Annotated in this window: 8 protein-coding genes; all 8 read left to right on the forward strand. The window is 38.6% G+C overall.

The window, feature by feature from the left end:
- Positions 1 to 11 precede the first annotated feature (11 nt).
- Positions 12 to 1178, forward strand: a complete 1167-nt coding sequence (locus ACFQ3S_RS15740) for a glycosyltransferase (protein WP_377166172.1) — start codon at positions 12 to 14, stop codon at positions 1176 to 1178.
- Positions 1179 to 1255: 77 nt separating this feature from the next.
- Positions 1256 to 2629, forward strand: a complete 1374-nt coding sequence (locus ACFQ3S_RS15745) for a hypothetical protein (protein WP_377166174.1) — start codon at positions 1256 to 1258, stop codon at positions 2627 to 2629.
- A gap of 6 nt (positions 2630 to 2635) precedes the next feature.
- Positions 2636 to 3802 carry a glycosyltransferase gene (locus ACFQ3S_RS15750; RefSeq protein ID WP_377166176.1) on the forward strand — a complete coding sequence of 389 codons (1167 nt, stop codon included), beginning with the start codon at positions 2636 to 2638 and terminating at the stop codon, positions 3800 to 3802.
- A gap of 16 nt (positions 3803 to 3818) precedes the next feature.
- Positions 3819 to 4952, forward strand: coding sequence for an XrtY-associated glycosyltransferase XYAG1 (locus tag ACFQ3S_RS15755; protein ID WP_377166178.1), 1134 nt, complete (start codon positions 3819 to 3821; stop codon positions 4950 to 4952).
- A 65-nt stretch (positions 4953 to 5017) separates the two neighbouring features.
- Positions 5018 to 5806, forward strand: coding sequence for a glycosyltransferase family 2 protein (locus ACFQ3S_RS15760; protein WP_377166180.1), 789 nt, complete (start codon positions 5018 to 5020; stop codon positions 5804 to 5806).
- Positions 5807 to 6379: a WcaF family extracellular polysaccharide biosynthesis acetyltransferase gene (locus ACFQ3S_RS15765; RefSeq protein ID WP_377166182.1), complete on the forward strand. Its 573-nt coding sequence runs from the start codon at positions 5807 to 5809 to the stop codon at positions 6377 to 6379.
- A gap of 156 nt (positions 6380 to 6535) precedes the next feature.
- A complete protein-coding gene (locus tag ACFQ3S_RS15770; protein WP_377166184.1) occupies positions 6536 to 7816 on the forward strand; it encodes a WcaI family glycosyltransferase in 1281 nt (426 codons plus the stop codon).
- Positions 7817 to 7847: 31 nt separating this feature from the next.
- A partial coding sequence (locus tag ACFQ3S_RS15775) for a GDP-mannose 4,6-dehydratase (protein WP_377161832.1) occupies positions 7848 to 8237 on the forward strand: 390 nt, incomplete at its 3' end.

Here is an 8237-nt window from a genome sequence, read left to right on the forward strand (position 1 = left end):
CATCACGATTTATGAAAGAGATCATATTTATTAATTCGCATCCTATACAGTACTTTGCCCCCTTATATAAGTACCTGAACGAGCATGGTGTTAAAACCAAGGCCTGGTATGGTTCCGATGAATCTATTAAAGGTGGTATGGATAAACAATTTGGGGCCGAAGTAAAGTGGGATATTCCTCTGTTACAAGGCTATGAATATGAGTTTTTTAAAAATTACTCCTGGAAACCATCGCACTTTAACGGTTTTTTTGGGCTCATAAGTTTAGGGATGATCAAGCGACTTTTCAGCATGCCTAAATCGGTCATCATTGTACATGGCTGGCATTATTTTTCGCATTTAATAGTATTGCTTACAGGCAGTGCTTTAGGCCATACCATTTGTTTACGTTGTGAGATGCCGCAAAACCAAGAAATGCTCAAAACTGGCTGGAAACAATCGCTTAAAAAGCTTGGTTTAAAATACCTGCTGTTTCCACGTATAAATTACTTTTTAAACATTGGTACTCAAAATCGCTTGTTTTATAAAAGCTATGGTATTGATGATAAAAAGATAATTTTTTGTCCGTACTCCGTAGATAACGACCGCTTCGGGGCCGAACGGGCGAGTTACGCCCCGAAGTTGCAAGAGATCAGAACATCAATGGGAATTGCCGAAATAGATAAAGTGATTTTATATTCGGGTAAATATATTACCAAAAAAAGGCCATTAGATCTGCTGAAAGCTTATATAAAATTAAACAAACCCAATTGCTGGTTACTGATGGTTGGCGAGGGCGAACTCAGGGCCGATATGGAAGTACTGATTAAAGAACATGGATTAAATAAGGTAATACTGACGGGTTTTATAAACCAGTCTAAAATTTCGGAATTTTACGCCATTAGTGATGTATTTGTAATGTGCTCAACCATTGGCGAAACCTGGGGCTTATCAATAAATGAAGCTATGAATTTCGATTTACCGCTGGTAGTATCTGATCAAACGGGAAGTGCCGGTGATTTAGTTAAAGAGGGTGTTAATGGATATACATTTGAAACAGCAAACGTTGATGAATTGGCTGTTAAACTAAATAAACTGTTATACCAGCAGCAGTTAAGCTGGAGCATTACTTCGCAACAAATTGTAAATGAATACAGTTATGCTACCATAGCACGTAATATGGCACAAATAACCGGCTAATAACTAAAATGGTTATCTTTATAAAGTTATTGAGTACGTCTGGGTTAAGTAAGCATGGATATATATATTAAGAACAAATGTCTGCCTCAGAAATAAGTATAGATACAAGGGAAGCCCCCAGGTCTAAACAGCCTCAGTTTGTAGCTGCGAAAAAGGATCCTAATCTGCGCATGAAGCAGGTGATATGGGCTTACTTTTTATTGTTAATATTTGAAGGTGCGCTACGGAAATGGATTTTACCTTTTGCATCTGGCCCCATACTAATTATTCGTGACCCGGTAGCTATATACCTTATTGTACTGGCTAATCAACGGGGTTTAATAAAAGACATGTATGCCAAATTTATGATCATAATAGGCATTTTGAGCTTTTTTACAGCCATGACACTCGGCCACGGAAATTTTGGAGTTGCCTTATACGGCGCGCGTATCCTGGTTATTCATTTTCCGCTTATATTTATTATAGGCCGTGTTTTTACTATAGAAGACGTTATAAAGATTGGTAAGGTAACCGTATGGATATCACTGCCTATGATCGTATTGGTAGGACTACAGTTTTTTAGCCCGCAATCGGCCTTTGTAAACCGTGGTGTTGGCGGCGACGAAGGCGGTGCTGGTTTTAGCGGGGCTATGGGTTTCTTCCGTCCTCCTGGTACTTTCTCTTTTACTAATGGTAATACTTTATTTTTTAGCTTTTTAGCTCCATTTATAATGTATTTTTGGTTGTATCCCAAAAACATAAACCGTCTGCTCTTATTAGCATCTACATTCGCCTTGCTGGCATCTATTCCTACCTCTATCAGCCGCGCCTTGTTTTTTTCTATCATTGTAACAGCGGCATTTACAGTAATAGCGGTATCGCGAAAACCTGCTTATATTAAACGCGTACTTGGCGCAGGGGTGGGTATCGTGTTCGTATTTATGATATTAAGTCAAACCAGTATGTTTCAAACGGCAACCGGGGCTTTTATGGCTCGATTTGATGGTGCGAATGCTACAGAGGGTGGTGTAGAATCTGTATTGCTGGACAGGTATCTGGGGGGATTGTTAGGCGCGATAATTGGGGCTGCCGATCAGCCGTTTTTTGGTAATGGAATAGGTTTAGGTACCAACTTAGGTTCACAAGTATTTGGCTACACGTATGCTCCGGAAGGAGAGTGGGCTAAAATTGCCTGGGAACAGGGTTTAATACTGGGGTTTGGCGTAATCATTATACGGCTTGGCTTTTCTATACAAATGCTTAAGGAAAGTTATAACAAATTAGCCGCAGGGAATTTGCTGCCCTGGATTTTGTTGAGTGTGTTTCTGTTAAATATTCCACAGGCACAATGGAAACAACCTACATCACTTGGTTTTACTGTTATGATAGGTGGTTTACAATTGGCGGCGCTTCGTTTGCCGAGGCGGCCTAAAAAGGCTGCTGCTAAACCTATGGCCATATCTCAAACATAATTGGTAATGCGTATTGTATTTTTCACCCACCCACCTTTTTTAGGTTCGCAAAGTATGCCGCGTTTTGCAACAATGTTAAAACAAGGTATGCAGCAACGTGGTCATATTACCGAGGTTTTTACGCCGCAGGCATTCTTTTATAAATTACCATTACCTGCCAGCATTAAAAAATGGATGGGGTATATAGATCAGTATATTAGGTTTCCGGCACAGGTAGCCAAGCGTTTAAAAACCTATCCTGCCGATACACTTTTTGTATTTACCGATCAGGCTCTTGGGCCTTGGATACCGCTGGTTGCTAACCGGCCGCATGTAATTCATTGTCATGATTTTTTGGCACAGCGTTCGGGATTAGGACAAATACCCGAAAACCCTACGAGTGCTTCGGGTAAAAAATATCAGGAATACATTCGTAAAGGATACCAGCAAGGTAAAAATTTTATCTCCGTATCTAATAAAACGCGTCAGGATCTGCACGTGCTGATGGGTTATACACCGGTTTTTTCTAAAATGGTGTATAATGGGTTAAACCAAAGTTTTAACGTGGCCGATATTCAAATAGCGCGAAATGAGGTAAATAAAGATACTGGCATAGATGTATTACAAGGCTATTTATTGCATATAGGCGGTAACCAATGGTATAAAAACAGATCCGGGATTATACAAATTTACAACGAATGGCGCAACATGTCGCAAAGCGTATTGCCACTATTAATGATTGGAGCTAATCCTAATGCTAATTTGATGGAAGAGTTTGAGAGATCGCCATATAAAAATAATATACACTTCCTGATTGGCAAAAGCGATGCTTTTATAAAACAGGCTTATAATGGTGCCAGCGTTTTTTTGTTTCCCTCATTGGCCGAGGGTTTTGGATGGCCTATTGCCGAAGCCATGGCCTCGGGTTGCCCGGTTATTACAACTGATGATGCACCTATGACGGAGGTTGGTGCAAGTGCGGCTTTTTACATACCGCGTAAAGCGGCCGGTGCCGATGCCACAAAATGGGCAAAGAACGCCGCTCTCATTGTAAACAAAGTTATGAAATTATCACCTGCAGAGCGAAGGGAAGTGATCGAGAACGGTCTTAATAACGCAAGCAGGTTTGATGCATCAAAAGCGCTTACGCAAATTGAAGCTATTTACCTAAGTATTTTAAGTTCATTAAATTAGGAAATTCAAAAAATACATGAAAATTCTGCACATCGTACCTTCCTACAAACCGGCTTACGTATATGGCGGCCCTATTGAGTCGGTAGCGCGGTTGTGCGAAGGCTTGGTTGCAGCCGGCCATACGGTACATGTATATACCACTACTGCTAACGGACCGACTGAACTGGATGTAGTGCCAGGCAAAACCGTTGATGTTGATGGGGTACAGGTTACTTATTTTAAGCGTATTACCAAAGATCCTACCCATATATCGCCTGCCTTATGGACGCATTTGTATAAGGCAGCTAATGATTATGATGTGATCCACATCCATTCGTGGTGGAATATTTTAGTAATGGTGGCCGCTAAAATTTGCTTGTTAAAAGGAACTAAAGTAATTATTGCCCCACGCGGAATGCTAAGTCATTACATTTTTAATTCGGGCAGTAGTAAGGCTAAAAAGCTGATGCATAATTTTTTTGGGCGTAGTTTATTGAAAAAATGTTATTTTCATGCTACCGCTGAAGCAGAGTACAGGGAGTGTCGTGAGTTGATTCCGGCATGGGAGGGATTTATTCAGCCTAATATTATCTCTCTGCCCGATATACCTGTTCAACATCATCCTAACGAGGTTTTTACACTCATATTTCTATCGCGTGTGCATCCTAAAAAGGGGTTGGACCTTTTATTTAGAGCAATTAGTCGGCTTAACTTTAACGTGCTGCTCAAAATAGCTGGCGATGGCGATGAAACTTACATGACCAGCTTAAAACAGTTGGCATCCGATTTATCTATTGCAGACAAGATAGAATGGCTGGGCTGGAAAAAGCGTGAAGAGAAGTTTACAGAATTAATGCAGGCCGATCTATTTGTATTGGTATCGCTTAACGAAAACTTTGCCAATGTAGTTATCGAATCTTTACATGTGGGAACGGCTGTGCTGATATCTGAAGACGTGGCCCTGGCCGATTTTGTAACCAAGCAAAACGCGGGTTGGATAAGCACACTTGATGTAAACAACATAGCAGAGCTTTTAACCGACGCAAAGGCTCAAACCGGCAAACTTGCTCAGATCCGTGCAAATGGCAGGCAAATAATAGAAGATAATTTTTCAGAAAAAATCCTGATCGATAGTTATGTAGCAAGCTATGAGCATATAATTGGTAAATAATTATCCACGTTTTAATATATCAATAAAGTTACAATAGTAAATCTGTTATATTTGGGACAACATATATGGAAAGCATGAATGCCAGCCTGCTGCAGGCGGTTATTTTAACCAAAAACGAAGAGCCTAATTTAAACAGGGTTTTAGACCGGTTAAAATGGATAGGTAAAATAGTAATTATTGACAGCTACAGTACTGATGCTACGTTGGCTATAGCCAATTCTTATCCGAATGTATTGTTGAAGCAACGTGTTTTTGATACTCATGCCAACCAGTGGAATTACGGTTTATCGCTGGCCGATGCCCAATGGATACTAAGCCTTGATGCCGATTATGTGCTTACTGATGCGTTTTGTGAAGAAATTAAGCAGTTTATACAAGCCGACGATCAATCAGCTTACGAATGTGACTTTACATTTTTAGTATTCGGCAAACCTCTTCGTAAAGATAATACCACGCCTCGCCCTGTGCTGTTTAAAAAAGCCGACTGCATTTATTATGATGACGGCCATACACAACGCTTAAAAGTGAACGGTACCACGGGAAAATTTAAGCAGCCCATTTTACATGATGACCGTAAATCGTTAAGTCGCTGGTTAAGTAACCAGGATAATTATTCGATAAAGGAGTGTAATAAGCTACTCACAGCAGATGAAAGTAAAATTGGTTTCAGTGCTAAAATTCGTAAAAACAAGGTTTTAGCACCATTCATGGTGTTCTTTTATTCATTATTTGTAAAGGGTTTAATATTTGATGGTTGGATTGGCTGGCACTATACCTTGCAGCGTACTATGGTTGAAATGCTATTGGCCTTACGCCTTATAGAAGAGGAGAAATTAAAAGATAAGATTAATTAAATGAGCGTAGATACTACTCCGGTTTCGCGGGTTAAATTAGGTGATTTTAAAGCGGCCGGCTTTGATAGGGGGGCAGGAAGTTTAAAAGAAATTTTATGGTACCTAACAAAAGTGGTGTTTTTTTTAAGCGCGTTACCTTATCCTAACCTTTTGAAGATAAAGCTATTAAATTTGTTTGGTGCCAGGGTGGGTAAAGGTGTTGTTATTAAACCACGCGTAAATATTCACTTTCCATGGAAACTGGAAATAGGTAATGATGTATGGATAGGTGAGGAAGCTTATATTTTAAATTTCGAGAAAGTTATTTTGGGAAATAATGTATGTATTTCACAAAGAGCATTTTTATGTGGCGGCAATCATGATTATAAAGATCCGGCAATGTCATACCGCAATGAACCAATTACTGTACAAGATGGAGCTTGGGTAGGAGCGTGCTCTTTTATAGGGCCAGGAGTAACTATAGGATATGATACTGTAATTTCAGCATCAAGTGTAGTAACAGGAAATTTGGATAGTAATATTATAGTTAAAGGTAACCCTGCTATATTTGTTAAAAACAGATGGAAGATTTAGAACAATTATTTTAATTTTAAATTAAAATAATTGTATCATTATGGGTTAATTTTTATTGAAGTTGCAAATAATGGTTTGTAATTTTAATTTTGTTTTAAAATTTATATATATTCACATCTATTCTATAAAAGTGTCATCAATTAAGTATTAACCTTAATGAAAACCCAAGATATTCTATTAATAAGCCATAATTTTTCGCCAGAGCCAACCGGCATTGGTAAATATAACGGTGAAATGATGGAATGGTTAGCAAAGAAAGGTTGTAATTGCACTGTTGTAACAACATTTCCTTACTACCCTCATTGGAAGGTGCAACAACCATATAATAATAGATGGTATAAGAAAGAGGTAATTGAATACGCAGAGGCAGGCTCTGCAATCACCATATATAGGTGTCCTTCTTACATTCCTGCTAAGCCAACTGGTAAAAGGCGTATGGTGCAAGATGTATCGTTTTGGTTTTTTAAATCCTGGATAATTTTTAAGCTGTTGCTATCATCTAAAAAGTTTGATTTGATAATTACAGTTGCACCACCATTTCATTTAGCTTATTTAGGTTTAATGATTAAAAATTACAGTGGTGGTAAGCTTTTATACCATATTCAAGATCTGCAAATTGAAGCTGCTCAAGACCTGAATATGCTGTCCAGTAATAAATTACTGGATAAGTTATATAATATCGAGCGTAATATTCTATCAAAAGCCGATTATATTAGTACCATCTCAGAAGGTATGATGGAAAAGGTTAGGGCTAAAGTGGATAAAAATGTTTTGTTTTTCCCCAATTGGGCAGATACTTCTTATTTTTTTCCAATTCCTAACAGGGAAATTATAAAATCCAGGTGGGGTTACAAGGCCGAGGATCTGATCATATTATATTCAGGTGCTATCGGCGAAAAACAAGGTTTAGAAAATATTATTTACGCGGCAGATCTACTACGTAATCAAATAAATATTAAATTTATTATTTGTGGATCTGGTCCGTACAAAGAAAAGCTTATTACAATGGCCCAGGAACATGGCTTAAGTAATATTAGCTTTTTACCAGTACAGGACAAGGATAAATTTAATGAATTTTTAAATTTGGCCGACCTGCATTTGGTTTTGCAAAAAGCTAATGCCAGTGATTTGGTAATGCCATCAAAATTAACTACGATATTAGCTGTTGGCGGAGCATGTATTATAACATGTTCGCCGGGTACATCTTTATATAACGTAGTTAACAAGCATGATGTGGGATATATTATAGAGCCTGATAATTATAGGATTTTATCAGAAACTATCCTAAATATTCAGGCAAACCATGGTACTACAGAAATAAAAAAAGGTAATGCACGTGAGTATGCATTAAAATACCTTAATATTGATAATGTAATGGAGGCTTTTATTGGTAACGTGTTAAAAGAGCCAGCATCACCAATTCAATTAATTAATTAAAGTTTACTAAAAGCGAAAGTTGACGTATAATATGAAGAAAGCACTAATAACAGGAATTACGGGTCAGGATGGGGCCTACTTAACCGAATTACTACTTGAAAAAGGTTACGAAGTACATGGTATTAAACGCCGTAGCTCCTTGTTCAATACCGACAGGATAGACCACCTGTACCAGGATCCGCATGAGGATCAGCCTAAATTAGTGCTTCATTACGGCGACCTAAGCGATTCGACTAATCTGATCCGTATTATCCAACAAGTACAGCCCGATGAGATTTATAACTTGGGTGCCATGAGCCATGTTAAAGTGAGCTTTGATACCCCGGAGTACACGGCCAATGCCGATGGTATAGGCACGCTGCGTTTGCTGGAAGCTATCCGTATTTTGGGTATGGAGAAAAAAACCCGTATTTACCAGGCC

Source organism: Mucilaginibacter terrae, assembly GCF_042679325.1.
Taxonomy (GTDB): Bacteria; Bacteroidota; Bacteroidia; order Sphingobacteriales; family Sphingobacteriaceae; genus Mucilaginibacter; species Mucilaginibacter terrae.